Source organism: Streptomyces sp. NPDC031210, from assembly GCF_055570395.1.
On the sequence record NZ_JBVIHH010000002.1, the window covers coordinates 713867 to 738394 of the forward strand.

General features: G+C 73.6%; 22 protein-coding genes and 1 riboswitch. Of the genes, 7 read left to right on the forward strand and 15 right to left on the reverse strand.

What is annotated here, in order from left to right; translation table 11 throughout:
* Nucleotides 1–30: 30 nt before the first annotated feature.
* The 4 genes from ACZ45Z_RS06885 to ACZ45Z_RS06900 form a co-directional block, all read right to left on the reverse strand.
* Complete coding sequence (locus ACZ45Z_RS06885) at nucleotides 31–714, reverse strand: hypothetical protein (RefSeq protein ID WP_468357199.1); 684 nt, start codon at nucleotides 712–714, stop codon at nucleotides 31–33.
* A 226-nt stretch (nucleotides 715–940) separates the two neighbouring features.
* A complete protein-coding gene (locus ACZ45Z_RS06890) occupies nucleotides 941–1297 on the reverse strand; it encodes a DUF6114 domain-containing protein (protein ID WP_468357202.1) in 357 nt (118 codons plus the stop codon).
* Between the two features lies 1 nt (nucleotide 1298).
* Complete coding sequence (locus tag ACZ45Z_RS06895) at nucleotides 1299–1919, reverse strand: DUF6230 family protein (protein WP_468357205.1); 621 nt, start codon at nucleotides 1917–1919, stop codon at nucleotides 1299–1301.
* A 233-nt stretch (nucleotides 1920–2152) separates the two neighbouring features.
* Entirely contained in the window at nucleotides 2153–3385 is a 1233-nt protein-coding gene (locus tag ACZ45Z_RS06900) for a cytochrome P450 (RefSeq protein ID WP_468357208.1), read from the reverse strand.
* 263 nt (nucleotides 3386–3648) lie between these two features.
* Here ACZ45Z_RS06900 and ACZ45Z_RS06905 point away from each other — a divergent pair, with 263 nt between their 5' ends.
* Nucleotides 3649–4818 (forward strand): steroid 3-ketoacyl-CoA thiolase, encoded by a 1170-nt coding sequence (locus ACZ45Z_RS06905; RefSeq protein WP_468357211.1) that lies wholly within the window; start codon nucleotides 3649–3651, stop codon nucleotides 4816–4818.
* A 115-nt stretch (nucleotides 4819–4933) separates the two neighbouring features.
* On the forward strand, nucleotides 4934–6295 hold the full coding sequence (locus ACZ45Z_RS06910; RefSeq protein ID WP_468357215.1) for an alpha/beta hydrolase family protein: 1362 nt from the start codon (nucleotides 4934–4936) through the stop codon (nucleotides 6293–6295).
* A 123-nt stretch (nucleotides 6296–6418) separates the two neighbouring features.
* Here the strand turns inward: ACZ45Z_RS06910 and ACZ45Z_RS06915 are convergent, their stop codons facing one another.
* From ACZ45Z_RS06915 to ACZ45Z_RS06940, 6 genes are all read right to left on the reverse strand, one after another.
* The gene (locus ACZ45Z_RS06915) at nucleotides 6419–7372 is read right to left on the reverse strand and encodes an ECF transporter S component (RefSeq protein WP_468357218.1); all 954 of its coding nucleotides are present in this window, start codon (nucleotides 7370–7372) and stop codon (nucleotides 6419–6421) included.
* The gene (locus ACZ45Z_RS06920; RefSeq protein WP_468357221.1) at nucleotides 7369–9189 is read right to left on the reverse strand and encodes an ABC transporter ATP-binding protein; all 1821 of its coding nucleotides are present in this window, start codon (nucleotides 9187–9189) and stop codon (nucleotides 7369–7371) included. Before ACZ45Z_RS06920 ends, ACZ45Z_RS06915 begins: the two co-directional genes overlap by 4 nt.
* Nucleotides 9186–10406: an energy-coupling factor transporter transmembrane component T gene (locus ACZ45Z_RS06925; RefSeq protein ID WP_468357225.1), complete on the reverse strand. Its 1221-nt coding sequence runs from the start codon at nucleotides 10404–10406 to the stop codon at nucleotides 9186–9188. Before ACZ45Z_RS06925 ends, ACZ45Z_RS06920 begins: the two co-directional genes overlap by 4 nt.
* A complete protein-coding gene (locus ACZ45Z_RS06930) occupies nucleotides 10379–11050 on the reverse strand; it encodes an SCO2322 family protein (protein WP_468357228.1) in 672 nt (223 codons plus the stop codon). Before ACZ45Z_RS06930 ends, ACZ45Z_RS06925 begins: the two co-directional genes overlap by 28 nt.
* The gene (locus ACZ45Z_RS06935) at nucleotides 11050–12354 is read right to left on the reverse strand and encodes a prenyltransferase/squalene oxidase repeat-containing protein (protein ID WP_468357231.1); all 1305 of its coding nucleotides are present in this window, start codon (nucleotides 12352–12354) and stop codon (nucleotides 11050–11052) included. Before ACZ45Z_RS06935 ends, ACZ45Z_RS06930 begins: the two co-directional genes overlap by 1 nt.
* Nucleotides 12355–12602: 248 nt before the next feature.
* Nucleotides 12603–12729: riboswitch (cobalamin riboswitch) on the reverse strand.
* Between the two features lie 137 nt (nucleotides 12730–12866).
* The gene (locus ACZ45Z_RS06940; protein ID WP_468357234.1) at nucleotides 12867–13955 is read right to left on the reverse strand and encodes an MBL fold metallo-hydrolase; all 1089 of its coding nucleotides are present in this window, start codon (nucleotides 13953–13955) and stop codon (nucleotides 12867–12869) included.
* A 266-nt stretch (nucleotides 13956–14221) separates the two neighbouring features.
* Between ACZ45Z_RS06940 and ACZ45Z_RS06945 the strand changes: the two genes are divergently transcribed.
* Together ACZ45Z_RS06945 and ACZ45Z_RS06950 are read left to right on the forward strand one after the other, a co-directional pair.
* Complete coding sequence (locus ACZ45Z_RS06945) at nucleotides 14222–15673, forward strand: aldehyde dehydrogenase (protein ID WP_468357237.1); 1452 nt, start codon at nucleotides 14222–14224, stop codon at nucleotides 15671–15673.
* The gene (locus ACZ45Z_RS06950) at nucleotides 15673–15906 is read left to right on the forward strand and encodes a ferredoxin (RefSeq protein WP_468357240.1); all 234 of its coding nucleotides are present in this window, start codon (nucleotides 15673–15675) and stop codon (nucleotides 15904–15906) included. The genes ACZ45Z_RS06945 and ACZ45Z_RS06950 overlap by 1 nt, the downstream gene beginning before the upstream one ends.
* A gap of 271 nt (nucleotides 15907–16177) precedes the next feature.
* Here the strand turns inward: ACZ45Z_RS06950 and ACZ45Z_RS06955 are convergent, their stop codons facing one another.
* Nucleotides 16178–16828, reverse strand: a complete 651-nt coding sequence (locus tag ACZ45Z_RS06955) for a TetR family transcriptional regulator (protein WP_468357244.1) — start codon at nucleotides 16826–16828, stop codon at nucleotides 16178–16180.
* Between the two features lie 249 nt (nucleotides 16829–17077).
* On the opposite strand from ACZ45Z_RS06955, the gene ACZ45Z_RS06960 reads away from it, so the two are divergent.
* The 3 genes from ACZ45Z_RS06960 (at nucleotide 17078) to ACZ45Z_RS06970 (ending at nucleotide 20441) form a co-directional block, all read left to right on the forward strand.
* Nucleotides 17078–18481, forward strand: coding sequence for a glycosyltransferase family 4 protein (locus tag ACZ45Z_RS06960; RefSeq protein ID WP_468357247.1), 1404 nt, complete (start codon nucleotides 17078–17080; stop codon nucleotides 18479–18481).
* Between the two features lie 107 nt (nucleotides 18482–18588).
* Nucleotides 18589–19374 (forward strand): class I SAM-dependent methyltransferase, encoded by a 786-nt coding sequence (locus tag ACZ45Z_RS06965; protein ID WP_468357249.1) that lies wholly within the window; start codon nucleotides 18589–18591, stop codon nucleotides 19372–19374.
* Nucleotides 19371–20441, forward strand: coding sequence for a prenyltransferase/squalene oxidase repeat-containing protein (locus ACZ45Z_RS06970; protein WP_468357252.1), 1071 nt, complete (start codon nucleotides 19371–19373; stop codon nucleotides 20439–20441). The genes ACZ45Z_RS06965 and ACZ45Z_RS06970 overlap by 4 nt, the downstream gene beginning before the upstream one ends.
* A 92-nt stretch (nucleotides 20442–20533) precedes the next feature.
* Here the strand turns inward: ACZ45Z_RS06970 and ACZ45Z_RS06975 are convergent, their stop codons facing one another.
* From ACZ45Z_RS06975 to ACZ45Z_RS06990, 4 genes are all read right to left on the reverse strand, one after another.
* The gene (locus ACZ45Z_RS06975; protein WP_468357255.1) at nucleotides 20534–21544 is read right to left on the reverse strand and encodes an LLM class F420-dependent oxidoreductase; all 1011 of its coding nucleotides are present in this window, start codon (nucleotides 21542–21544) and stop codon (nucleotides 20534–20536) included.
* 222 nt (nucleotides 21545–21766) lie between these two features.
* Nucleotides 21767–22621, reverse strand: coding sequence for a DUF5336 domain-containing protein (locus ACZ45Z_RS06980; protein WP_468357258.1), 855 nt, complete (start codon nucleotides 22619–22621; stop codon nucleotides 21767–21769).
* Nucleotides 22622–22831: 210 nt separating this feature from the next.
* Complete coding sequence (locus ACZ45Z_RS06985) at nucleotides 22832–23776, reverse strand: N-acetylmuramoyl-L-alanine amidase (RefSeq protein WP_468357261.1); 945 nt, start codon at nucleotides 23774–23776, stop codon at nucleotides 22832–22834.
* Between the two features lie 15 nt (nucleotides 23777–23791).
* Nucleotides 23792–24451 (reverse strand): class I SAM-dependent methyltransferase, encoded by a 660-nt coding sequence (locus ACZ45Z_RS06990; protein WP_468357264.1) that lies wholly within the window; start codon nucleotides 24449–24451, stop codon nucleotides 23792–23794.
* Nucleotides 24452–24528 lie beyond the last annotated feature (77 nt).

The window sequence follows — 24528 nt, forward strand, 5'->3', positions numbered from 1 at the left end:
CCGCCGTGATCGAGGGGGTCCGCCGGTCGGTCAGCCGGTCACCGTGATCTGGGACGCGGGGTCGGTGGTGTCGGTGACCCGGTAGGTCGCGTTGAACGTCGAACTGGTCGCGCTGGTCGGGCAGCCGAAACCGCCCTGCACCTTCACCGGCACCGAGGCGTTGGTGAAGGTCAGGGTGGACGGCGCGCCGTTGGCCCAGGTGCCGTTCACCGTCGCCGCCCCGGTGGGCGCGGCGGTCACGGTGCAACTCGCCAACCCGCTGGTCTTCAGGACGAAGCCGCCTGTGGGGATGGTCAGTCCGGCGGTCACCGGAGTGCCGTTCTGCATGGCCACGCCCCAACTGCCGGTCGTGGTGACGCTCGCGCTGACACCCGGCATGCTCGTCGTGCACGAGCCGTACGTCGCGGGCGAGATGCCGCTGCTCACCGGGCCGGCCGGGTTCTGGTTGCCGGGCGCGGCCGGTACCTGCCCGGTGGAGGTGGAAGTGGTGCAGGTGACGGTCACCGAACCGGCGGTGAAGGTGGCCTTTCCGCTGAGCGTGGCCGTGAAGCCGTGCCCGGCGGGGCTCACCGTCGTGGACGCGGCGGCGGGTGACTCCTGGCCCGCGGGCTGCGCCGCGGCGGAGCCGGCGACGGCCGGCGACAGCGCGAGGACGGTGGCGAGGCCCGCGCCGGCGGCTAACAGCGCGCGGGGGCGGTGTGTGGGGTGCGACATGGGGGGTCTCCTTAGGGGGAGGGGGTGTCAAGTGGTGCTGGAGGGGGTGCCGATGGTGCGGGAGGGGTTGTGCCGGTGGTGCGGGAGGGGTTGTGCCGATGGTGCGGCTGGGGGCGTACGGGCGGTGCGTGGGCGGTGTACGGGCGGTGCGCGGGAGATCCCGTACCGGTGGTGCGTGCGCGGGCGTGCGGACCTGCCGGACGGTGGGGGGGAGAACGCGCCCGGCTTACGCCTCGGTGGGTGCGGGCGCCGGCTGCCAGGCGAAGATCATCGCGCCGCCCAAGATTCCGAGGACTGTCCCGATCAGGAATCCGCCGAGGTTGGACATCACCAGAGCGGCCGCCGCGCACAGCACCGTGACGATGCCGGCGAGGCCCCGGTAGTACGGCGTGAACCACGCCGACAGGCCCATCAGGATCATCACCAGCCCCATGAGCACGGACGGGATCCCGGCGATGCCCTGCTGGAGCATGATCTTCAGAGGTGCGAGCGGGAGGGCGCAGATCTCCGCGCCGGCGAGGACCGCCACCAGGCCGCCCCAGAAGGGCCTTCCCTTCCGCCAGCGCCGCCATCGGGCCGCCATGTCAGAAGCATTCCTTCTTGCCCTTGGAGATCTTCATGCTCAGCCCGGAGAGCTTGAAGGTTCCCGCGTTGGTCGCCCAGGCGGTCTGCCGCAGATCGCTGATCGTGATGTCGTCGGCCTGCTGCGCGAAGAGGTCCTGCATGCCCCGCGCGTCGTCCGGACCCTTGTCCAGGGTGGAGGCGTCCCGGCCGATCTCGATGTGCCGGAAGGACGCGTTGCCGGAGAGCTGGGTGGCGTCCACGAACAGGTCGGTGGCCTGCACGGGCCGGTCGCCGGTGCCCGCGCTGAGATGGAGGGAGATGTCGCCGATCACGGGCAGGTGGGTGACGACCGACTGGCACAGGTTGTGCAGCTCGGCGGTCTTGATGGCGGTCACCACGACCGGGAGGAGCTTTCCTCTGGCGTTGGCGTCGACGCTGCCGTACTGGGCGAACCCGTCGCCCTTGAGACTGTCGGCGGACACCTTGAACTGCTGCCCCGAGACGGCGAACGAGGCCGCGAGGGCACCGTTGGCCAGAGCGAGGCCCAGGGCCGCGGTGCCGGCGAGGGCCGGGACGGTCAGCACGGCGAACCTGCGCCAGCTTATGCGTCCCGTGACATGTCTGCCGTGTGCGTCCTTCATGACGTTTCCCCTTCGAAGAGCGGTGGATCGCGCTGTCGAAATGTGTGGGGGGAGTGCGGGGCGCCGCGCGGGGTCCGTGCCGAACTACCAATGGTTACCGGCGAGTTGAATGTAAGTCTGCCAATGAGCGCTGGCAAGGTTGAGGGAGCTACCGTTTTCGGACTACTCACGCCGAACGGCCCCGCGAGGCGTCATGACGCGCCGCGGAGCCGCCCGGTCGGTCGCCGCGCGCGTCAGCCGTACCGCACCTGAAGCTCCTTGACGCCGTTGAGCCAGGCGGAGCGGAGCCGGCGCGGATCGCCCGCCAGGCGGATGTCCGGCAGTGCGTCGGCTATCGCGTTGAAGATCAGGTTGATCTCCAGGACCGCGAGGGACTTGCCCAGGCAGAAGTGCGGTCCGCCGCCGCCGAACCCCAGGTGGGGGTTGGGGTCGCGGGTGATGTCGAAGGTCTCCGGGGCGTCGAAGACGTCCGGGTCGTGGTTGGCGGAGGAGTAGAAGAGCCCCACCCGCTGCCCCTTCTTGATCTTCGCGCCGCCCAGCTCGGTGTCCTGGGTGGCGGTCCGCTGGAAGGAGACCACCGGCGTCGCCCACCGCACGATCTCCTCGGCCGCCGTCGCCGGGCGCTCCCGCTTGTAGAGCTCCCACTGGCCGGGGTGGGTGAGGAAGGCGTGCATGCCGTGCGTGATGGCGTTCCGCGTCGTCTCGTTGCCGGCGACCGCCAGCAGCAGGACGAAGAAGCCGAACTCGTCCGAGCCGAGGTTGCCCTCGTCCTCCGCCGCCACCAGCCGGCTGACGATGTCCTTGGCCGGGCACTCCTTGCGAGCGGCGGCGAGGTTCATCGCGTACGAGATCAGTTCCATCGCCGCGTTGGTGCCGACCTCTTCGGTGATGGCCAGTTCCGGGTCGTCGTAGGCGATCATCTTGTTCGACCAGTCGAAGATGCGGGACCGGTCGTCCTGGGGGATGCCGATGAGTTCGGCGATGGCCTGGAGGGGCAGTTCGCACGCGATGTCGGTGACGAAGTCTCCGGCGCCCCGCTGCCGCGCCTCGGCGACGATCCGCGCCGCCCGGTGGCGCAGCGCCTCCTCCAGGGCGCGGATGGAGCGCGGGGTGAAGCCGCGCTGCACGATCTGGCGGACCCGGGTGTGCTCGGGCGGGTCCATGTTCAGCATGATCAGCTTCTGTACGTCGATCTGGTCGCGGGTCATCGAGGCGTTGAACCGGATGATGGAGGTGTTGAGGTTGGCGGAGAAGATCTCCGGCTTGGTGGACACCTCCTTGACGTCCTCATGGCGGGTGACGACCCAGTAGCCGTCGTCGTCGAAGCCGGCGATGCCGTGCGGCTGGGCGTTCCACCACACGGGCGCGGTCTGCCGCAGCAGCGCGAACTCCGGGAGCGGAACCCGGTTCTGGTAGACGTCGGGGTCGGTGAAGTCGAACCCTTCGGGCAACGCGGGGCATGGCATCGGCGACTCCTGGTCCGATCCGGCAGGGGGTCTCTGGCAGCGGCGATACGACTGACGGTACGTCAGTTAGCGGTCCGGTGAAGGTAGTAACGGGCTCCACAAGTGGCAAGGGTCACGGCGTTGTCCGTCGCGGACAAGGGCGTGCGGCCCTCTTGCGCCCCGCAGGACGCCTCATAAGACTGTCCCGCGGAACTAGAACGCGTACTAGTTCTTTTCCGTGGGTGCCGGGACACCCGCGGACGCGAGGAGAGGACGAGTCAGTCATGGCCGCGGAACCCGTCATCGTCGAAGCCGTACGCACCCCCATCGGCAAGCGCGCAGGCGCGCTCGCCAACCTCCACCCCGCCTACCTCCTTGGCGAGACGTACCGCGAACTCCTCGCCCGGACGGGCATCCAGCCGGACTGCGTCGAACAGATCGTCGGCGGCACCGTCACTCACGCCGGCGAACAGTCCATGAACCCCGCCCGCAACGCCTGGCTCGCCATGGGCCTGCCCTACGAGACCGCGGCCACGACCGTGGACTGCCAGTGCGGGTCCTCCCAGCAGGCCAACCACCTCGTCGCCAACATGATCGCCGGCGGCGTCATCGACATCGGCATCGGCTGCGGCGTCGAGGCGATGTCCCGCGTGCCCCTGGGCAGCGGATCCAAGCACGGACCCGGCAAACCCTGGCCCGACGAGTGGAACGTCGATCTGCCCAACCAGTTCGAGGCGGCCGAGCGCATCGCCCGCAAACGGGGGCTGACCCGCGAACGCGTCGACTCCCTCGGGCTGCTCTCCCAGGAACGAGCGGCCGTCGCCTGGGCCGAGGAACGCTTCAAACGCGAGACGTTCGCCGTCCAGGTCCCCACCACCGAGGACGAACAGGCCGCCGGCCAGGGCATGTGGCGACTCGTCGACCGCGACGAGGGACTGCGCGACACCACCATGGAGGCCCTGGGGCGCCTCAAGCCCGTCATGCCCACCGCCGTCCACACCGCGGGCAACTCCTCGCAGATCTCCGACGGCGCCGCCGCGCTGATGTGGGCCTCCAAACGCATGGCCCGCGCCCTCAAACTCAAACCGCGGGCACGCATCGTCGCCCAGGCGCTGGTCGGATCCGATCCGCACTTCCACCTGGACGGGCCGATCGACGCGACCCGTGCCGTCCTGGGCAAGGCCGGCATGTCCCTCCGGGACATCGACCTCGTCGAGATCAACGAGGCGTTCGCGTCCGTCGTCCTGTCCTGGGCCCAGGTCTTCGAACAGGACCTGGCGAAGGTGAACGTGAACGGCGGCGCCATCGCCCTCGGCCACCCCGTCGGCGCCACCGGCGCCCGCCTGATCACCACCGCCCTCCACGAACTCGAACGCGCCGACAAGGAATTCGCCCTGATCACCATGTGCGCGGGCGGTGCGCTGGCGACCGGGACCATCATCCAGCGGTTGTAGGGGAAATCCCCGAGAAGACGCCCGCCGGGAGGGCGATCAACCTAGGGGTAGCGGCAGGTCAGTTGGGTGGAAATCCCCATACTCCGCGGCGCGAAGGGCCCGTAGCGTCGACGACATGAACCGAACTCAGCGGAACACCCCCGCACCGGGCGGGAACCGGCGCTTATCGCGCGGACTGGCCGCCGGCACCGCCCTGTTGCTGACGGCGCTCACCGCCGCCCCGGCCCTCGCCGCACCGTCGGCCGCGGGGGTGCGGGCGGTCGGCGGGCACGGTCCCACGAGCGCCGGCGGGCAGAGCCCCGCCATCTCCGGCGGGGCGAGACCCGGAACGGCACACGTGATCGCCGACGCCGCGCGGGCCGGGCGCGGGGCGCTGCTCTCCGTCACGCCCCTCGGCCGGCAGGACCGCGCCGAGGTCGTCTCCCACGCCGAGGACGCGGGCCTGGACGCCGCCACCGCCCGGCACGGCGTCGCCGCCTACCGCCTGACCTACCGCACCGTCACCCCCGACGGCCGCCCCACCACCGCCTCCGGCCTGCTCGCCCTCCCCACGGGCGGCGGCCGCCACCTCCCGCCCGTCGTCCACACGCACGGCACCCTCGCCTACCGTGGCTACGCCCCGTCGGTGGCCGAGGGCCCCGACCGGGCGGTGACCGTGCTGTACGCCTCGGCCGGCCGGGCCGCCATCGCTCCCGACTACCTCGGCCTCGGCACGAGCCCGGGCCGCCACCCCTACATGGACGCCCGGTCCTCCGCGTCGGCTTCGCTCGACATGCTCCGCGCGGCCCGCTCCGCCGCCCCGCGACTCGGCGCCACCCTCGACCGGAAGGTCGCCGTCACCGGCTTCTCCCAAGGCGGCCAGGTCACCATGGAACTCGGCCGCGAGCTGGACCGCGGCGCCGACCCCCGCTTCCGCCTGGGCGCTCTCGCACCGATCGGCGGCCCCTACGACCTGGACGGCAGCGAACTGCCCGGCATGTTCGACGGCCGCGTCGACCCGCGGTCCGCCGTCTTCTACGTCTCCTTCTTCCTCACCGCCCAAAACCGCCTGCACCCGCTCTACGACGACCCGCGTGAGGTGTTCCGCGCCCCGTACGCCGACCGCGTCGAGGACCTCTTCGACGGCGATCACCCGGCCGAAGACATAGCGGGCAAGCTGCCCGAGCGCCTCGAAGACCTGCTCACCGACACCTGGTACGAGAAGCTGCGCCACCCCTCCGGCGCCCTGCTGGAGGTGCTGCACGCCAACGACCGCACCTGCGACTGGACACCGGACCCGGGCGTGCCGGTCACCCTGTACTCCGCGACCGGCGACCGCGACGTGCCCATGGCCAACACCCGTGCCTGCGCCCGCGAACTGGCCGGCCACGGCGTCAAGGCCACGGTCGTCGACCAGGGCGCCGACGCCGACCACTACAGGTCCTTCCTGCGCTCGCAGCCGTCCATATCCCGCGCCCTGCCCGTCGCGCGGTCTTAGCGGGGCGCGCGACGGACAGGGGGCGGGGCACGGCGGCGCGGGGCGGGCTTCAGGCCCCTGGCCCCCTGGCTGCCCTGGTCCGGGCGGCGGCCCCGAGGCTCCCGGCTCCGCCCGATCCGCCGCTCACCGCTCGGCGCGGTCCGTCGCCTCCGATTCCACCCGGTCCGCCGCTCCCGCGGCGAAGGGGATGGGGGTGTCGAAGGAGACGGGAGTGTCGAAGGCGGCGCGGCGGGTGGCGCGGCGCAGGGCCTTGAGGACGGGGGTGCCCAGGGTCAGGGTGAGGAGGACGGTGACCAGGGCGCGGGGGAGGTCCCAGCCCAGGGAGGTGGCCAGACAGTAGGCGAGGTAGCGGGTGAGGTTGTCGTGGAGGGGGTCGCCGGGGACGAAGGAGATGCCCGAGGTCATTCCGGCGAGATAGGGCCAGCCCTGGAGGTTCATGACCAGCCCGTAGAGGACGGCGGCGACGGCACCGTATGCGGCGAGCAGCGCCAGTTCGCGGCGGCCGCGCAGCCGGTCGGGGCCCGGCAGCAGGCCCGCGCCCATCGACACCCAGCCCATCGTCAGCATCTGGAACGGCATCCAGGGGCCGACGCCGCCGGTCAGCAGCGCCGACGCGAACATCGCCACCGAACCGAGAACGAAGCCGAAGCCGGGGCCGAGCACCCGGCCCGACAACACCATCAGGAAGAACATCGGCTCCACCCCGGCGGTGCCGGCTCCCAGGGGGCGCAGGGCCGCGCCCGCCGCGGCCAGTACGCCGAGCATCGCGATGGCCTTCGCGTCCAGCCCGGTGTCGGCGACGGTGGCCACGACGACGGCGAGCAGCAGCGGCAGCAGAGCGGCGAAGAGCCACGGCGCGTCCGTGGAGTGCGCGAGGCCCGACCCGGAGTCGGCGAGCAGCGGCCAGCCGAAGGCCATCACACCGATCGCCGAGACCAGGACCAGGGCCGCGACGGAGCGGGGCCCGAGGCGTACGGCGCGCGCCTGCCGTTCGGCGACGGGGGCGTTGGCGGGCCGGCGGCGGGTGTCCTGCGGCGGGGGGAGTTCGCGCGGCGGTCCGGAGCGGTCCGTGGTCATGACGTGGCCTCCAGGGCGCGCGCCACCTGGGGGACCGTCAGCCACGGCGAAGGCGCCAGGACCTTGGCGACCTGCGGAGCGAAGGAGGGAGAGGAGAGCACGACCTCGCGGGTGGGACCGTCGGCGACGATCTCGCCGTCCGCGAGGATGACGACGCGATGGGCCAGTTCGGCGGCGAGTTCGACGTCGTGCGTGGCCAGGACGAGGGCGTGCCCCTCGGCCGCCAGCGCGCGCAGCACCTCGACCAGGCGGGCCTTGGCGGCGTAGTCCAGGCCGCGGGTGGGCTCGTCGAGCAGGAGCAGCGGCGGGCGGGCGGTCAGGACGACGGCGAGTGCGAGGGCCAGGCGCTGGCCTTCGGACAGGTCGCGGGGGTGCGCGGAGTCGGGGACGTCGGGCAGCAGCCGCGTGACGAGAGACCGGCAACTGCCGGCCGGGGCGCCCGCGTCATGGTCGGCCGCGGCGCATTCCGCGCCGACGGTGTCCGCGTAGAGGAGGTCGCGGGGCTCCTGGGGGACCAGGCCCACGTGGCGCAGGAGGGTGCGGGGGGCGGTGCGGTGCGGTGTCGCGCCGCCGACCCGGACCGTACCGGCGGCGGGCTGGTGCATGCCGACGAGAGTGGTGAGGAGGGTGGATTTGCCGGCGCCGTTGCGGCCCATCAGGGCGACGGTCTCGCCGGGACGGACGGTGAGGTCCACGCGGTGCAGCGCGTCGATCCGGCCCCGGTGGACGGTGAGTCCGGAGACGACCGCGGTGACTCCGGAGGCGGGGGAGGCCGCGGTGGTGGCGGTGGCGGCGATTCCGGAGGCGGGCGCGCTGCCGGCGGGGCCGGGGCGGCCGGGCGCGCTGCCGCCGAGACCGGGGCCGCCGGGCCCGCCGCCGGGTGCGTCGGGTCCGCCGGTCCTACCGGCCCCGCCGGTTCCGCCGGGCGCGCCGGGCCCGTAGCTCCCGCCGGCGGCGTCCCCCGGCCCCCCGGCGACCCCGCCCGCCTCCGCTGGCGTATGGGCCTTCAGACGGTCGCGCAGGGGCGCGGCCTTGCGGCGGGCGTCGCGTACGGACAGGGGGAGGGGCGACCAGCCGGCCAGGCGGCCGAGGGCGACGACCGGCGGGTGGACGGGGGAGACGGCCATGATCTCGGCGGGGTCGCCCATCACCGGGGCCGCGCCACGGGACGGCAGCAGGATCACCTGGTCCGCGTACTGCACCACCCGCTCCAGACGGTGTTCGGCCAGCAGGACCGTCGTCCCCAGGTCGTGGACCAGGCGCTGGAGCACCGCCAGCACCTCCTCGGCGGCGGCCGGGTCCAGGGCCGAGGTCGGCTCGTCCAGGACCAGGACCTTGGGGTGGGTGGTCAGGACGGAGCCGATCGCGACGCGCTGCATCTGCCCGCCCGACAGGGTGGCGAGCGCCCGGTCGCGCAGGTCGGCCAGGCCGAGCAGGTCGAGGGTTTCCTCGACGCGGCGGCGCATCACGTCGGGGGCCAGGCCCAGGGACTCCATGCCGTAGGCGAGTTCGTCCTCGACGGTGTCGGTGACGAAGTGCGCCACCGGATCCTGGCCCACGGTGCCGACCACATCGGCCAGTTCGCGTGGTTTGTGGGTGCGGGTGTCGCGCCCGTCCACGGTGACCCGGCCGCGCAGGGTGCCGCCGGTGAAGTGCGGTACGAGGCCGCAGACGGCGTTCAGCACGGTCGACTTACCGACACCGGACGGGCCGACGAGGAGGCACAACTCCCCTTCGGGGACGGTCAGGTCGATGCCCTGGACGGCCGGTTCGGCGGCGTCCCCGTAGGTGACCGAGACCTGCTCGAACCGGATCACTGGGTGGGCTCCTTCGCGAGCGGATCGGATGTGCGGCGCCCGGCGGGCGCACCGGAGCGGCCGTCGGCGCTCCCGCCCTCGCCAGGCCGTCCACCGGCCCGCCGGAGCCCGGTCCCGGGCGGTACGGGCGCGACGAACGCCGGGAGGAGGCCCAGCAGGAGGGAGGCGGCGGGCCAGAGCGGAAGGACGGGGGCGGTGAGGGGCACGGCGGGCGGGTGAAGGGCCGCCGGGTCGTAGGAGCCGGCGAAGAGGATCAGGGCGGCGGTGGCGGGGCCGGAGGCGGCGACCAGCACGGCGCGGGCGCCCCACCGTTCGGGGCGGTAGCGGGTACGTGCCGCGCGGCGGCCGCCCAGCCACAGCCCCGCGACGGCGGCGCCGAGTCCGCCCAGGAGCACCGGCGGGCCGTAACCCCCGCCGGCCCCGGCCAGCAGCCCGTACGTCCCCGCGCAGACGCCCAGCAGCCCGCCGAGCGTGAGGGCCGACGTGGTGTGCCGTACGGCGCGCGGCACGTGGGCGGTGCGGCCGTAACCGCGCGCGTCCATCGCCGCGGCCAGCGCCACCGAGCGCTCCAGGGCGCCTTCCAGCACCGGCAGCCCCACCTGGAGGAGGGCCTTGACGCCGCGGTCGGGCCGGCCCCGCAGCCGCCGGGCGGCGCGCAGCCGCCGCACATCGGCGACCAGGTTCGGCGCGAAGGTCATCGCGACGACCACCGCGACGCCCGCCTCGTAGAGCGCCCCGGGCAGCGACTTCAGCAGCCGGGCGGGATTGGCGAGCGTGTTGGCGGCGCCCACGCAGATGAGGAGGGTGGCCAGTTTCAGGCCGTCGTAGAGGGCGAAGACCATGCCCTCCGCGGTGACCCGGCCGCCGATCCGCACACCCTTGGCCCAGTCGGGCAGGGGCACTTCGGGGAGCGTGAGGAGGGTGTGCGTACCGGGAATGGGCGAGCCCAGGACGAACGCGAACACGAGCCGGATGGCGATCACGACCAGGCCGAGCTTGACGAACGCGCCGTAGGAGCGGGCCCAGGGCGCGTCCGTGCGGCGGGCCGCGACGACATAGCCGGCGACGCCCGTCAGCAGTCCGAGCAGCAGCGGATTGGTGGTGCGGGAGGCCGCGGTCGCCAGGCCGAGCGCCCACAGCCACCACGCGCCGGCGTGCAGCGCGGTGCTCCGGGTCGCTCGCGGGGCGCTCATCCGCGCCGGCGGCGCGCCTGCCATACGGCGGCCGCGCCCAGTACGGCGACGGCCGCCAGGCCGCCGAACAGCCCGGCGGACGGGCCGCCGTCGTCCCCGCCACCGGCCGCCCCGTCGGAAGCGGCGGGCGCCCCCGTGGTGGGGTTGCCCCGCGACCCGCTCACCTGCTCGGCGCACCCCGACTTCGGGTAGTCGGCGATGGCGCACAGCAACGCGTCGGCGTCGTAGCGCAGGGGCCGGGCCACGGCGGCCAGCGCGTCGCCCGCCGAGGCGTCCTCGGGGACCCGGGCGCAGGCGGTGCGGGGCTTGGGCGGTGTCTCGCCGCCGGGTGCGTCCGCCGCGGTGCCGAAGTCGATGACGACCCCGACGCGCTTGCTGCCGCCCTTGGCGGGCGTGCCGTGGCACACCGCGGCGAAGGCGGCGTCCGGCCGGGGTGTGGCCGCCGCGGCGGAGTCGGCGCTGACGGCGAACCGGAACCCCTCGACGGCCCCGTCGGCCGGCCGCACGGTGGCCGGGCCCTCGGTGGCGTACGCCCACGAGCCGCCCTTGCTGTGCCAGAACGACCAGTAGCGGTATTCCTGCGCCTGCGCGGGCGCGGCGCCCAGGCCGCAGACCGTGCCGGCCAGCAGCAGGGCGCCGGCGACCGAGGAACGCCTCAACAGCCTCATCAGAGCGCGTTCTTCTTCTTGCGGCCGCTCAGCAGGAAGCCGACTCCCGCACCGGCGGCGAGCCCGACACCGACGATCCACCAGACGCCGCCGCCCCCGTCGTCCTTCGTGCCGGACCCGGCGTCCTTCCCCGGCGTGGCGGACGGCCGCGCGCCGCCGGCCGGCTCGGGGCCGGTGGCGTTGAGCGCGGCGACCAGGTCGGTGCCGCCGAAGGAGCGCGGGTCGGTGCCGGTGGCATGGGCGGCGAGGACCAACTGCGCGTACGCGGCGGGGCCGCTCTTCTTCGCCCAGTCCGCGGAGTTCTTCTCCAGCCACTTCAGCGGCTGCCGGGCGGCGGCGCCGTGCGAGCCGGCGGCCAGTGCCACGACGGCGTCGGCGGTGTTGCCGACGTCGGGCTGGTCCTCGGCGCCCGGCATCGCCGACATCAGGTGGTGGCCGTTCTTGTCGAGCTGCGCGACGAGGTAGGCGTCGGCGCCCGCCGCGGCCCGCTCCGGCCCGCCCGCCCCGGGCTTCGTCTTTCCGCCGTCCTCGCAGGCGAGCGGCTCGACGGGCTTCTTCGCGTCCTCGCCGGCCGGTTCGACGACGAAGCCGGCGCCCCGGGCGCCGAGCGCGGCCGCGGCGGTGGCGTCGGCGTTGGGGACCAGGGCGCCGTCCTTGGGCTGGAAGGCGAACGCGCCCCGTTCGGCCTTCTTCGCGTCGCACCCCAACTGGAAGGCCGGCAGCGCGTCGTACGGCGTCCGGCCGCCCTTCGCGGACTTCACCGACTCCGGCTTCACGCGGGCCGAGACCAGCGCCCCGATGACGACGGACGTGGAGTTGGCGTCGCTGGGCGAGCCCGGCAGCGAACTCCAGCCGCCGTCGTCGTTCTGTACGGACTTCAGCCAGGTCACGGCCTTCCGCACGCTGTCGGCGTGCCCGCCGAGCGCGGCCAGCGCCTGGACGGCGGCGGCCGTCTGGTTGGTGTCCCGCATGGTTTTGGCGTCGCACTTTGCGGCCGGGTCGGCGCGGAACGCGGTGAACGAACCGTCGGCGCACTGCTGGCCGGTGAGCCAGTCGACGGCCGACGCCGCGGGCCGCACGCCGAGGGTGTCCTGGGCGAGCAGGGCGAGGGACTGGCGCCACACCCCGTCGAACTCGGGGGACTGCGTGCCGTACAGGCCGTCGGGCAGCTTCTTCGGGGAGGGGGCGGCGGCGGGCGCGGCGGAGTCGGCGAACGCGGCGGGGGCGGCGGCCGCGCCCAGCACGGCCGCGGTGGCCAGTGCCGTGGCGGTGCGGCGGGCCAGGACGGCGAAGGAATGGGCCATGGGGGCCATGGGAGCCACGGGGGCCATCGGTGGGTGCCTCTCGGGTCGGTTCGCAGCGGTGGTACGCAGCCGCGCTCGGCCGGCCGTCCGCGCGCCGATCGGTTGATCCGCGCCGGTGGCACCGGGCTCGACTCCGTATTCCTCGACGGTGCCGCGACCGGCCGCCCGCGGGGGCGGGTGGTCCGGTGGCGGGAGCCTTGGTCGTGCCCGGACGGGCGCTCCGGCTGCGGCGGCCGTGCGGGCCGCGAGCGGGTCGCGGTGCGCGGGCGGGCCGTCCTCACGGTTGCGGGTCAGCGCCGGATTTCCACCGGCTTCCCCCGATCGGGCACGAATGAAGTTGTCCCGCACACCTTAACCGGCGGCCCGCCGGGACTCGCTCGCACGTACGGGGCCGGGCCTCGGGGGCGGCCTGGGGCACCTGCGACCAGCCGCCAACCATGCCCGCCCCCTGCCCGCCGCCGCGCCCTGCCCGCCACCGCCCCCTGCCCGCCGCCGCGCCCACCGCCGCCGCGTCACCCCAAGGGGACCGCCAGATAGGTCGCGGGGTCGGAGCCCGGGACGCGCTCCGCCCGGCCGAGTTTCACCAGGCGGCGCAGGTGCGCCTCGGCTTCGGAGACGGCGATGGTGCGGGAGCCGTAGGGGATCTGGTCCCAGGGGCGGTTCCACTCCATGGCGACGGCGAGCTGCCACGGCGTGAGCGGTTCGCGGAGCAGTGCTCTCAGTGCGGACAACCGCTCTTCATGGTGAGCGATGAGCTCTCTTACGCGCCGGTCCGCTCCGGTGAACGCGTGCTGATGGGCGGGCAGAACCTCGGCCGGGGCGAGCCGCCCGATCCGTTCCAGGGAGTCGAGATAGTCACCCAAGGGATCGGTAGCGCCCCCCGAGCTCTCGACGTCGTTCGAGCAGGCGGCACCCCCCTCACCGTCCGGGTCCTCGTACAGACCGATGTGCGGGCTGATGCCGGGCAGGAGGTGGTCGCCGGAGAAGAGCCGCCCGGAACCCGGCCCCCGCAGCGCCGGATGCTCCTCCTCCAGATGCAGGCACACATGGCCCGGGGTGTGGCCCGGGGTCCAGATGGCGCGCAGCCGGCGTCCGGGCAGGTCGAGAAGCTCGCCGGGGCCGATCTCGCGGTCCGGCAGCGCGGGCGGACGCGCGGGCAGGGCCTCGGCGCGACCCCGGGCGCGCGCCGCGCGGAGCGGCGCCAGATGCTCCTCCGGCGCGCCGGCCGCCGTGAGTTTGGCGATCAGGAACTCCAGCCACCGCCCCGGCTCCGCCTCGCGGGTGCGGCGCACCATGGCCGTATCGGCGGCGTGCATCGCGATCCAGGCGCCGGACGCCTCCCGGACCTTCCCGGACAGGCCGTGGTGATCGGGGTGGTGGTGGGTGATCAGGACGCCGTGCAGGTCGGCGAGGGCGAACCCGCAGGCGGTGACACCCGCGGCGAGGGTGTCCCAGGAGTCCGGGTCGTCCCAGCCGGTGTCGATGAGCACCGGACCGCGGTCGGTCTCCAGGAGGTGGACGAGGGTGTGGCCGAGCGGATTGTCCGGGATGGGGACGGCGATGCTCCACACCCCGCCCTTGTGGTCGGTCACCTGTGTCATCCCGGTCCCCTCTCGGTGTGGCATGCCCGCTCACTATAACTAGAACCGGTTTCATTACGGCCTGAAGTGGACGGGTGGGAAAGGAAGTTGGCGGGCAGGGCTGGGCAGGGGGCCGGGGGGCGCATCGGGCCGGGCCGCGCGGCGGCGGTGATTCGGTGCGCGCCGTGGACTCCTCCCACCGCACCTGGTATCAGTTTCTGACGCACGTCTGATGCACCGTCAGAACTTTTCGGCACAGGGCGGCCAACCCGCGGGAGGCGGCAGCGATGAGCGACCTGATCGAACACGGACAGCTCTACATAGGCGGCGAGTGGGTCGATCCCGCCGGCGGCGGCACCATCGAGGTCGTCTCGCCGCACACGGAGAAGGTCATCGGCCGCGTACCGCACGCCTCGCGGGCCGACGTCGACCGCGCGGTGGCCGCGGCCCGCACCTCCTTCGACTCCGGGGTGTGGGCGAACGCCCCCGTGGCGGACCGGATCGCCGTCGTCACCCGTATCAAGGACGGCGTCGCGGCCCGCAGCGAGGAGCTCGCCAGGATCATCAGCTCCGAGAACGGCACCCCTTACACCTCCGGCGTCATGGTGCAGTCGCTGGCCGCGATGCTGGTGTGGGACGCGGCTCTCACGGTCGCCCGTGACTACGTGTTCGAGGAGCGGCGGGCCGGGATCCTGGGCCCGCTGCTGGTGCGGCGCGAGCCGGTCGGCGTCGTCGCGGCCGTCGTGCCGTGGAACGTCCCGCAGTTCGCCGCCGCCGCCAAGCTCGCGCCGGCGCTGCTGGCCGGCTGCTCGGTGGTGCTGAAGGTGTCGCCGGAGACCCCGCTGGACGCGTATCTGCTCGCGGAGATCGTGACCGAGGCCGGGCTGCCGGAAGGGGTGTTGTCGATCCTGCCCGCGGACCGGGAGGTCAGCGAATACCTGGTCGGGCACCGGGACGTGGACAAGGTGTCGTTCACCGGGTCGGTGGCGGCGGGCAAGCGGGTCATGGAGGTCGCCTCCCGCAACCTCAGCCGGGTCACGCTCGAACTGGGCGGCAAGTCCGCCGCGGTGATCCTGCCGGACGCGGACCTGGACGCGGCGGTCGCCGGCATCGTGCCGTTCGCCTGGATGATCAACGGCCAGGCGTGTGTGGCCCAGACGCGGATCCTCGCGCCGCGCGCCCGCTACGACGAGATCGCCGAACGGTTCGCCGCGGCGGCCGGCGCCCTGAAGGTCGGCGACCCGCTGGATCCGGCCACCGAAGTGGGCCCCCTGGTCGCCCACCGCCAGCAGCGGCGTTCGCTGGACTACATCGCGCTCGGCCGGCAGGAGGGCGCGAAGGTCCTGGTGGGCGGCGGCCGGCCCGCGGCGCAGCCCACCGGCTGGTACGTCGAGCCGACGCTCTTCGGCGAGGTCACCAACACCATGCGGATCGCCCGCGAGGAGATCTTCGGCCCGGTCATCTGCCTGCTGCCGTACGACGACGAGGCGGAGGCGGTGGCCCTCGCCAACGACTCCGAATACGGGCTCTCCGGCTCGGTGTGGACGGCCGACGTCGAGCGCGGCCTCGACGTCGCGCGGCGGGTGCGCACCGGTACGTACTCGGTGAACACCTTCAGCATCGACATGCTCGGCCCGTTCGGCGGCTACAAGAACTCCGGCATCGGGCGGGAGTTCGGGCCGGAGGGCTTCGGCGCGTACCTGGAGCACAAGATGATCCACCTGCCGGCGGGTGCCTGATGGGGGACCGCTGGCGGGTGGAGGTGGACCGGGCCGTGTGCATCGGCTCGGGACTGTGCGCCGCCACGGCACCCGACGGCTTCCGGCTCGACGGGACCCGCCGGTCCCACCCGGTGGAGCCCGAGACGGACGCCGGTGAGCGGCTGCTGGCGGCGGCCGAGGGATGCCCGGTCGAGGCGATCACCCTCACCGCCGCGGACGGTGGCGAGGCGGTCTTCCCACCGGATGAGTGAGCGGGGCGGGTGGCGGGGTGGGGGAGGGCCAGTAGGGGGTGGGGCGGGCGGTCCCTTAGGGGGTCGGTGGGCCCCTTGCGGACCAACTACCCAGGTGGGGCCAGGAGTTAACGCGGCCAGCCGACCCTCAGCGGCCGACCGACCCCCAGCGGCTGGCCGGCCCTCGGCGGCCGGCCAGCCCGCAGCGGCTCTCCCGCCGTCAGTGGCGTCCGCCCCCAGCGGCCAGCCGACCCTCAGCGGGCCGCCCCACCCGCAGCGCCTTGGCCCGCCCTCAGCGGCCTGCCCCCGCCCCCGTCCCCGCCCCCGGGGCCGTGAGGTCGATCAGTCGGCAGGCCGTCTCGATGTCGATCTTCACCTGGGCGATCGAGGCCCGCCCCGACAGCCAGGTGATCAGCGCCGAGTGCCAGGTGTGCTCGATCACCCGGACCGCGGAGAGCTGGTCGGCGCTGGGCGGCCCGTCCAGCCCCATCGCGTCGAGGATGATCGCGGTGGTCAGCCGCGAGACGGTGTCCACCTCCGGGCTGACCGACCGGTCGGCGAACGTCAGCGCGCGCACCATGGCGTCCGCGAGCTGCGGCTCCCGTTGCAGGGCGCGGAACGCCCGCATCAGCGTCTGGGCGACCCGCGCGCCCGGGTCCTCCTCCGACGGCGGGCGCTTGCGCAGCGTCTCGTGCATGTGCTGGAGCTGGTCCTGCATGGTCGCCACCAGCAGATGCACCTTGGAGGGGAAGTAGCGGTAGAGGGTGCCGAGCGCGACGCCCGAGGACTCGGCGACCTCGCGCATCTGCACGGCGTCGAAGCCGCCGCGGCCGGCCAGCCGGGCGCTGGTGTGCAGGATGCGGCGGCGCCGGGCCTCCTGACGCTCGGTCAGGGGAGGACTCGCGGGAAGCGCCGGTCCGGCCGCCTTGGATTCCGTAGTCATGTGTCCCATTCCGTGGCATTCCGACCGCGATGAGGTGAGTGCCGGTGGTGTGATCGGCACAGCATGGCAGGGGTCGGGCCGTGGCGCGAATCACCTGGTGCGACTCTTCGCGCCTCGTTCCCGGCCGGTAGATTCGTGGCTCCGCGAACTGATCGGTAGCCGATCGGCAGCCGAACAGTTCTGAAACTTGTTCTAGATTACCGCCAGCGGTTACGCTCCGGCGAAAGTCCAGTGAGAAGGGGGCCGAGCGTGACCGCAGAGGCCGTCCAGGCAGCCGCGCCTCGCCCCGCGGAGGCACCCTCGGCCTCCGGCCCGAAGAACGGCGAACGCCCCCTGCGCATCGCGATGCTCACCTACAAGGGGAACCCGTTCTGCGGCGGTCAGGGCGTCTACGTACGCCACCTCTCCCGCGAACTGGCCCGCCTCGGCCACACCGTCGAGGTGATCGGCGCCCAGCCCTATCCCGTCCTCGACGACGGGGTGACGCTGACCGAGCTGCCCAGCCTCGACCTCTACCGCCAGCCCGACCCGTTCCGCACGCCCCGGGCCGGCGAGTTCCGCGACTGGATCGACGCCCTCGAAGTCGGCACCATGTGGACCGGCGGCTTCCCCGAACCGCTGACGTTCTCCCTGCGGGCCCGGCGCCATCTCGCCGCCCGCCGCGGCGAGTTCGACGTCGTGCACGACAACCAGACCCTCGGCTACGGCCTGCTCGGCGGCCCCGCCGCCCTCGGCGCCCCCCTGGTCACCACCATCCACCACCCCATCACCGTCGACCGGCGGCTCGACCTCGACGCCGCCGACGGCTGGAAGCGCCGCGCCTCGGTCCGCCGCTGGTACGGCTTCACCCGCATGCAGAAGCGGGTCGCCCGCCGGCTGCCGTCCGTCCTCACCGTCTCCGGCTCCTCCCGCCAGGAGATCATCGACGACCTCGGCGTACGGGACGGCCGCATCCACGTCGTGCACATCGGCGCCGACACCGACCTCTTCTCACCCGACCCGTCCGTCCCCGAGGTGCCCGGCCGGATCGTCACCACCTCCAGCGCGGACGTCCCGCTCAAGGGCCTGATCCACCTCGTCGAGGCGCTCGCCAAGGTCCGCACCGAAAACCCCGACGCGCATCTGGTGGTCGTCGGCAAGCGCGCCGACGACGGGCCGGTCGCCGCCGCCATAGAACGGCACGGCCTGTCCGGCGCCATCGAGTTCGTCAAGGGCATCAGCGACGCCGAGCTCGTCGACCTCGTCCGCGGCGCCCAGATCGCCTGCGTCCCCTCCCTCTACGAGGGCTTCTCGCTGCCCGCCGCCGAGGCGATGGCCACCGCCACCCCGCTGCTGGCCACCACCGGCGGCGCCATCCCCGAAGTCGCCGGCCCCGACGGCGAGACCTGCCTGGCGGTGCCGCCGGGCGACGCCGGGGCGCTGGCCGCCGGCCTGCTGCGCCTGCTGGGCGACGCCCCCTTGCGCCGCCGGCTCGGCGCGGCCGGTCGCGAACGGGTCCTGGCCCGCTTCACCTGGCGCCAGGCCGCCCTCGGCACCGCCGAGCGCTACCGCGAGGCCATCGCCCTCCAGGCGGGCCCGGCCGCCGCCCGCGCCCTGGCCCAGGCCCCGACGGGCGCGGCCCCCGCCACCCCGAGCACCGCCGGACGCGCCTAGATGAGTGAGTCCGCCCGGCCCCGCGCCGCGCGACCCGCCACCGGCCGGGCCCGCCCCTCTTCCCCCAGCCACCACCGCCCTGAACCGCCGGACGAAAGCAGAACGCCGTGCTGACCGTCGACTTTTCCCGCTTCCCGCTCGCCCCGGGCGATCGCGTACTCGACCTGGGCTGCGGCGCCGGCCGGCACGCCTTCGAGTGCTACCGGCGCGGCGCGCAGGTCGTCGCCCTCGACCAGAACGGCGAGGAGATCCGCGAGGTCGCCAAGTGGTTCGCCGCGATGAAGGAGGCCGGCGAGGCCCCGGCGGGCGCCTCCGCCACCGCCATGGAAGGCGACGCGCTGGCCCTGCCGTTCCCCGACGACAGCTTCGACGTCGTGATCATCTCCGAGGTCATGGAGCACATCCCCGACGACAAGGGCGTACTCGCCGAAATGGTCCGGGTGCTGCGCCCCGGCGGCCGGATCGCCGTCACCGTGCCCCGCTACGGCCCCGAGAAGATCTGCTGGGCGCTCAGCGACGCGTACCACGAGGTCGAGGGCGGCCACATCCGCATCTACCGGGCCGACGAACTGCTCGGCAAGATGCGCGAGGCGGGCCTGAAGCCCTACGGCACGCACCACGCCCACGGCCTGCACAGCCCCTACTGGTGGCTCAAATGCGCCTTCGGGGTCGACAACGACCAGGCGCTGCCGGTGAAGGCGTACCACAAGCTCCTGGTCTGGGACATCATGAAGAAACCGCTGGCCACCCGCCTCGCCGAGCAGGCGCTCAACCCGCTCATCGGCAAGAGCTTCGTCGCCTACGCCACGAAGCCGCACCTGCCCGGCACGGACGCCGCGCCGGCCACCGCCGCACCGGCGACCTCCAAGACCGCCGCCGGGGCCGCCAAGTGACGAGTCCCGGGCGTACCGAACGGCTGGTCCTGCCGGGGGTGCTCACCGCCGAACAGGCGGCTCGCACGGTCGCCGGCATCGTGGCGACCCAGCGTGAGGACGGCGCGATCCCCTGGTTCCGCGGCCACCACCTCGACCCGTGGGACCACACCGAGGCCGCCATGGCCCTGGACGCGGCCGGCGAACACGAGCGCGCCGAGGCCGCGTACGACTGGCTGGTCCGCCACCAGAACCCCGACGGTTCCTGGTACGCGGCCTACGCCGACGGGGACGCCGAGGCGCCCACCGACCGCGGCCGCGAGACCAACTTCTGCGCCTACATCGCGGTCGGCGTCTGGCACCACTTCCTGTCCACCGGCGACGAGACGTTCCTGGACCGCATGTGGCCCGCGGTCTACGCGGCGATCGAATACGTCCTGGAACTCCAGCAGCCCGGCGGCGAGATCGGCTGGAAGCGCGAGGACGACGGCACCCCCGTCACCGACGCGCTGCTGACCGGCTCCTCCTCCGTCTACCAGGCGCTGCGCTGCGCCCTCGCGCTCGCCGACCAGCGCGAGGAGCCGCAGCCCGACTGGGAACTGGCTCTCGGCCGCCTCGGCCACGCGATACGCCACCACCCCGAGCGCTTCCTGGACAAGGCCCGCTACTCCATGGACTGGTACTACCCGGTGCTGGGCGGCGCGGTGCGCGGCGAGGACGCCCGGCAGCGGATCGACGCGGACTGGGAACGCTTCGTCGTACCGGGCCTCGGGGTGCGCTGCGTCCTGCCCAACCCCTGGGTCACCGGCGGCGAGAGCGCCGAACTGGCCCTCGCCCTGTGGGCGATGGGCGAGTCCGAACGGGCCGTGCAGATCCTGAAGTGGATGCAGCACCTGCGCGCCGACAACGGCATGTACTGGACCGGCTACGTCTTCGACGACGACGCGATCTGGCCCCGCGAACTCACCTCCTGGACGGCCGGATCCCTCCTCCTGGCGGTCGCCGCACTGGGCGGCGACGAGGCGACCACCTCCGTCTTCGGCGGCGAACGACTGCCGGAGGGCCTCGATCCGGACTGCTGCCGGTAGGCGGACGCGCCCGGTGCTCGGCGACCGCGCGCTGCTCGACCTGTGGTCGGCGCGCGCGTCGTTCGGGTGAGAGGCGTGGCGACGGCCGGCGTTCAGCAGGCCAGTTCGGCCAGCACCCGGAGCGTGTGCGGGTCGGGCGCGGTGACCAGCAGGTCGGTGACCGGCCCCGCGCGCCACAACTCCAGGCGCTCCGCGATCCGTTCGCGCGGCCCGACCAGCGAGATCTCGTCGGCGAAGGCGTCGGGGACGGCCCGCACCGCCTCCTCCCGACGGCCCTGGAGGAACAGCTCCCGCACCCGCCCGGCCTCCTCCTCGAAGCCCATGCGCGCCATCAGGTCGGCGTGGAAATTCCTGCTCGCGTGCCCCATCCCGCCGATGTAGAAGCCGAGCATCGCCTTCACCGGAAGCAGCCCCTCGGCCACATCGTCGCAAACCTTCGCGCGCGCCATGGGGGCGACGCGGAAACCGTCGGGCGCGCCGTCGAGGGACGCGCGATAGACCTCGGTGCGCGTCGGTGACCAGTACAGCGGCAGCCAGCCGTCCGCGATCCGCGTGGTCTGCGCGATGTTCTTGGGGCCCTCGGCGCCCAGGAAGACGGGCAGATCGCCGCGCAGCGGGTGCGTGATGGGCTTCAGCGGCTTGCCCAGACCGGTGCCGTCCGCACCGCGATAGGGGTGCGGATGGAAGAGGCCGTCCGACTCCACCGGCGCCCGGCGGCGCAGGACCTGGCGGACGACGTCCACGTACTCGCGGGTCGCGGTCAGCGGGCTCTTGGGAAACGGCCGCCCGTACCACCCCTCGACGACCTGCGGCCCGGACAGCCCGAGGCCCAGCGTCAGCCGGCCTCCCGAGAGGTGATCGAGGGTCAGGGCGTGCATCGCGGTGGCGGTGGGGGTGCGCGCGGCCATCTGTGCGACGCAGGTGCCCAGGGAGATCCGTGAGGTGTGGGCGGCGATCCAGGTGAGCGTGGTGAAGGCGTCCGAGCCCCAGGCTTCCGCGGTCCACACCGAGTCGTAGCCCAGCCGCTCGGCCGCGCGGGCGAGTTCGAGGTGGGCGGGGTCGGGACCGCGTCCCCAGTAGCCGAGTGCCAGGCCGAGTCGCATGGTGCCGCCTCTCCGTGACGGTGACGGTTCACGTTCGGTGCTCTGACGAGGGGCCCGTACGTACGCCCGCCCGTACGGCCGGGCCGGTTTTGTGACGCCCCGTCAGATCTGTGTCGCCCGCGCACTGTACGACCCGGGTGCGGGCAGCGCAACGGCCCCCCGCCCGTGGAGGACGAGGGGCCGCGAAAGGACCGCTGTGCGTTCCGGTGTCGCTCGCCGGTGTCAGCCGCGCTGGATGCCGGTGGTGTCCTGGAGGACGCCGCGCCGGCCGTCCTGGGTCTGCGCGATCAGGGCCTGGCCGCGCTGCTCCACCGCGAGGTACCAGGTGCCGGGCGCCAGTTCGGCGATCGGCGACGGCGAACCGTCCTCGCCGTACAGCGGGCGCGCGACGGGCACCGCGAACCAGAACGGCGCGAACTCGGCGGAGCCGGCGGCCGCCGCGGCACCCTGCGCGCCCCCTGCCGTGCCACCGGCCGGCGCCTGCTGGCCGCCGTAGGACGCGTCGGCCGGCTGCGGCGCCTGCTGCTGGCCCGCCGGGTAGCCGTAGCCGCCGGCCGGCGGCTGCTGCTGCGCGCCGGGGTAGCCGTAGCCCGGGTTGGGGCCGGCGCCGTACGGCGAGGCCACCTGTGGCTTGGGCGCGCCGACCAGGGCGGCCTTCAGTGCGGGGACCAGGGGCGTGGCGACGGCCGCGCCGGCCAGGACGAGGCTGGCGATCAGGCCGAGGATCAGGCCGGCGGACGCGCCGTGGCTGTCGATGATCGTCCAGAACTCGGTCCAGGCGACGAAGACGGCCAGCGCCACACCGATCTGGGTGAGTTCCAGACCGGCGACCTTGCGCGGCTGCGGCAGGGCGCGCGACACCACGACCAGGGCCGCGGCGGCGATACCCGCCAGGTAGACGCTCATCAGCAGCCGCAGGGAATCCCACGCGTTGGGGTTGTCCGCCTCCGGGGGGCAGAACTTGCCGCTGCACGGAGGGGCGTCGTACGAGGTGAGGTCGAGGAACGAGGCGATGAACAGCAACACCGCTGCTCCGATCACCACGCCGTCGCCTCGAGTGAGGGAGCGGATGTTCACGTAAGGGTCCTTTGTCGGTTTCGTGGATCTGGTCGTCGCGGTCGCTGGCGCGCGGTGCGAGGCACGGCGGTGGCCCCCCATCGTAAAGGGGAACCTATCGCCGAATCCGCCGGGCCGTCTTCTTCGTTTGGACGTCGTATCGCCGGTGGCGGCGGTGGCGGTATCCGCGGCCGTAAGCCGTGGCCTATCGGCGGCTTTCGACGGCCGCGGTCAGCGGGTCAGGAAGTCCGTAATGCCCTCGGTGATCCCCCGCGCCGCCTTTTGCCGCCACCGCGCGTCGGTCAAATGCGCGGCGTCCTTCGCGTCGCGCATATTGCCGCACTCGATGAACACCTTCGGCACCGTCGAGAGGTTCAGGCCGCCGAGATCGGAGCGCACGTCCAGGCCGGTGCCGCCGCCGATGTAATTGGAAGGAGCGCTTCCGGTCACCGCCAGGAACCGGCCCGCCAGGCGTTCGCCCAGTTCCCGGGAGGGCGCCACGATCGCGGAGGTGTCCGCCGGTCCGGCCGTGACGCGTGCGGGCAGGATGACGTGGAAACCGCGGTTGCCGGCGCCCGAGCCGTCGGCGTGGACGGAGACCGCCGCGTCGGCACGGGCCCTGTTCCCGAGGGCGGCCCGCTCGTCCACGCACGGGCCGTACGGGCGGTCGCCGTCCTGGGTGAAGACGACCTTCGCCCCCTGGTCCTGGAGGAGGGTGCGGGCGCGGCGGGCGACGTCCAGGGTGAACGCGGCCTCGGCGTAGCCGTCGTTGGTGGAGGTGCCGGTGGTGTCGCATTCCTTGCGGTCGTTGCCGATGTTCACCAGCCGGGCGATGTCCCGCCCGTGATCGCGGTTGCGCGGATTGTGCCCGGGGTCGATCACCACGACCTTCCCCTTGAGGCGGCCGTTCGGTTTCGCCGTGCCCGAGCCGCCCTTGGAGCCGCCGTCCGCGTTCCCGCCGTCCGCATTCCCACCGTCCGACCCTGACCCGTCCGCGCCGCCGCCCGGGGACGCGGACGGTGCGGGCGGCGCCGCCCGGCCGGGCTCGCCCCCGTCGCCGCCCGAGGAGCGCCAGATCAGCCAGCCCGCGGCACACGCCGCCACCAGGCCGGCCAGCGTGACGAGGAGGGTGCCGCGCAGGCGGCGGCGCGGGGGGAAGGTGCTGCCGTCGGACACGTTCGCGATCGCCGCTCAGATGCCGGGGCCGGTGCGGCGCAGGACGTGCAGCGAGCGGTGGACGGACGTCTCGGTGAACGCGCCGGACTCCAGGGCCCTGCGGTAGACGCGGTACGGGGCCTGGCCGCCGTCCGCCGGGTCCGCGAAGACGTCGTGGATGACCAGGAGGCCGCCGGGGGCCACGTGCGGCGCCCAGCCCTCGTAGTCGGCGCGGGCGTGCTCGTCGGTGTGGCCGCCGTCGATGAAGACCAGGCCGACCGGGGCCTGCCAGAGGGCCGCGGCCTGCGGAGAACGGCCCACCAGGGCGATCACGTGGTCCTCCAGGCCGGCCGCGTGCAGCGTGCGGCGGAAGGTGGGCAGCGTGTCCATCCGGCCGACCTCGGGGTCGACGACCGACGGGTCGTGGTACTCCCAGCCGGGCTGCTGCTCCTCGCTGCCCCGGTGGTGGTCGACGGTGACGGCCGTGATCCCCGCGCCGCGGGCGGCGTCCGCGAGCAGGATCGTGGACCGCCCGCAGTACGTACCGACCTCGACCAGTGGCAGGCCGAGCGCCGCCGCCTCGGTGGCGGCCGCGTACAGGGCCAGGCCCTCGTCCACGGGCATGAAGCCCTTCGCCGCCTCGAAAGCGGCGAGAATCTCCGGCTGCGGAGTTATGGGAGCCGTGGGAGCGGCCATGGGCTTCCTCCTGGTGATGCGGTCAGTGGCTCATGGTGCCGTATGCGGCGCGGCGGGCGGTGCGGGGGTGCTCCGGC

Excerpts from the sequence above, each read along its gene's own strand:
- ACZ45Z_RS06885 (WP_468357199.1), bottom strand. The coding sequence starts at position 714 with ATGTCGCACCCCACACACCGCCCCCGCGCGCTGTTAGCCGCCGGCGCG.
- ACZ45Z_RS06890 (WP_468357202.1), bottom strand. The coding sequence starts at position 1,297 with ATGGCGGCCCGATGGCGGCGCTGGCGGAAGGGAAGGCCCTTCTGGGGC.
- ACZ45Z_RS06895 (WP_468357205.1), bottom strand. The coding sequence starts at position 1,919 with ATGAAGGACGCACACGGCAGACATGTCACGGGACGCATAAGCTGGCGC.
- ACZ45Z_RS06900 (WP_468357208.1), bottom strand. The coding sequence starts at position 3,385 with ATGCCATGCCCCGCGTTGCCCGAAGGGTTCGACTTCACCGACCCCGAC.
- ACZ45Z_RS06905 (WP_468357211.1), top strand. The coding sequence starts at position 3,649 with ATGGCCGCGGAACCCGTCATCGTCGAAGCCGTACGCACCCCCATCGGC.
- ACZ45Z_RS06910 (WP_468357215.1), top strand. The coding sequence starts at position 4,934 with ATGAACCGAACTCAGCGGAACACCCCCGCACCGGGCGGGAACCGGCGC.
- ACZ45Z_RS06915 (WP_468357218.1), bottom strand. The coding sequence starts at position 7,372 with ATGACCACGGACCGCTCCGGACCGCCGCGCGAACTCCCCCCGCCGCAG.
- ACZ45Z_RS06925 (WP_468357225.1), bottom strand. The coding sequence starts at position 10,406 with ATGGCAGGCGCGCCGCCGGCGCGGATGAGCGCCCCGCGAGCGACCCGG.
- ACZ45Z_RS06930 (WP_468357228.1), bottom strand. The coding sequence starts at position 11,050 with ATGAGGCTGTTGAGGCGTTCCTCGGTCGCCGGCGCCCTGCTGCTGGCC.
- ACZ45Z_RS06935 (WP_468357231.1), bottom strand. The coding sequence starts at position 12,354 with ATGGCCCATTCCTTCGCCGTCCTGGCCCGCCGCACCGCCACGGCACTG.
- ACZ45Z_RS06940 (WP_468357234.1), bottom strand. The coding sequence starts at position 13,955 with ATGACACAGGTGACCGACCACAAGGGCGGGGTGTGGAGCATCGCCGTC.
- ACZ45Z_RS06945 (WP_468357237.1), top strand. The coding sequence starts at position 14,222 with ATGAGCGACCTGATCGAACACGGACAGCTCTACATAGGCGGCGAGTGG.
- ACZ45Z_RS06950 (WP_468357240.1), top strand. The coding sequence starts at position 15,673 with ATGGGGGACCGCTGGCGGGTGGAGGTGGACCGGGCCGTGTGCATCGGC.
- ACZ45Z_RS06955 (WP_468357244.1), bottom strand. The coding sequence starts at position 16,828 with ATGACTACGGAATCCAAGGCGGCCGGACCGGCGCTTCCCGCGAGTCCT.
- ACZ45Z_RS06975 (WP_468357255.1), bottom strand. The coding sequence starts at position 21,544 with ATGCGACTCGGCCTGGCACTCGGCTACTGGGGACGCGGTCCCGACCCC.
- ACZ45Z_RS06990 (WP_468357264.1), bottom strand. The coding sequence starts at position 24,451 with ATGGCCGCTCCCACGGCTCCCATAACTCCGCAGCCGGAGATTCTCGCC.